This is a genomic window from Streptococcus mitis subsp. hohhotensis (assembly GCF_020089495.2).
GTDB classification, from domain to species: domain Bacteria; phylum Bacillota; class Bacilli; order Lactobacillales; family Streptococcaceae; genus Streptococcus; species Streptococcus hohhotensis.
Genome location: NZ_JAIRCA020000026.1, coordinates 8,413 through 9,995, shown reverse-complemented (window position 1 = coordinate 9,995; position 1,583 = coordinate 8,413). Strand labels below are relative to the sequence as shown.

At 41.3% G+C, this 1,583-nt stretch carries 1 pseudogene; it reads right to left on the bottom strand.

Annotation, left to right across the window (positions count from 1 at the left end):
• Nucleotides 1-1,583, bottom strand: a pseudogene (locus K4Z77_RS08945) (hypothetical protein); the annotation flags it as partial.

Below are 1,583 nucleotides of genomic sequence, written 5' to 3'. Positions count from 1 at the left end.
TTACGTCTCCAGTCTTAGGATCTTGTTCCAACTCTAGTTTTGGTGTCTTATGAGCCGGTGTTTCAACTGGAATTTCTTCTGTTGGTCTACCTGGTTCTGTAATCTTACCTGTTCCTGGTACTTTACCGTCTGGTAATTCAGCGTTTGGTACTTTACCTTTTCCGTCTTCACCGATTGTTACTGTGATTGGGTGATCCTTATCTTTACCTGGGATTTCTACCTTAGTTTTTGGTGGGAATGTTGACCCATCTGGTTTCTTAGGTGTTACTGTTACGTCACCTGTCTTAGGATCTTGTTCCAACTCTAGTTTTGGTGTCTTATGAGCTGGTGTTGTTACTGGAACTGGTTGTGATGGGTTCTTCTTAGGTTCTGTTACTGTTCCTGTACCTGGGACAGCTTTCTTAGGAAGATTGTCATTTGGTACTTCACCTGAACCATTGTCTCCAATCGTAACGGTGATTGTAATTGGGTTACCATCTTTATCTTCACCTGGAATTTCTACCTTAGTTCCTGGTGGGTATGGTTTTCCATCTTCTTTCTTAGGCGTTACTACTGCATCACCATTTGGTTTTTGATTAATTTCAATCTCAACTGGTTGTTCTGTTGTTGGAGCACCCGGTATTATCTTACCTGGTGTTTCTACTGGAACTTCTTCCGTTGGTTTTCCTGGCTCTGTAATCTTACCTGTTCCTGGTACTTTTCCTTCTGGTAATTCAGCGTTTGGTACTTTACCTTTACCTTCTTCATCGATTGTGACTGTGATTGGGTGGTCTTTATCTTTACCTGGAATTTCTACCTTAGTTCCTGGTGGGTATGTTCCTCCTCCTGGTTTCTTAGGAGTTACTGTTACATCACCTGTCTTAGGATCTTGATCCAACTCTAGTTTTGGTATCTTATGAGCTGGTGTTGTTACTGGAACTTCTTCTGTTGGTCTACCTGGTTCTGTAATCTTACCTGTTCCTGGAACTTTACCTTCTGGTAATTCACTGTTTGGTACTTTACCTTTTCCGTCTTCACCGATGGTAACAATGATTGGGTGATCCTTATCTTTACCTGGGATTTCTACCTTAGTTCCTGATGGGAATGGTGATCCATCTGGTTTCTTCGGTGTTACTGTTACGTCTCCAGTCTTAGGATCTTGTTCAACATCTAGTGTTGGTGCCTTATGAGCTGGTGTTGTTACATCTACTGGTTTTGATGGGTTCTTATTCGGTTCTGTTACTGTTCCTTTTCCTGGGACAGCTTTCTTAGGAAGATTGTCATTTGGTACTTTACCTTTACCATCTTGACCGATTTCAACAGTGATTGGACCATTTTCTCCTGGAATTTCTACCTTAGTTCCTGGTGGGTATGGTTTTCCATCTGGTTTCTTAGGCGTTACAATCGCATCTCCATTTGGTTGTTGAGTAATTTCGATTGTAGGAGTTTGAGTTGTTGGTGTCTTAGGATCTGTTCCATTTTTGATTTCTTCCTCATCTGGAATTCCATCGTTATCATCGTCTGGATCTTTAACATCTGGAATACCGTCTCCATCTGTATCGCGTTGAATTTTAACTGGAACTTTGACTACAACTTCTTCTGTA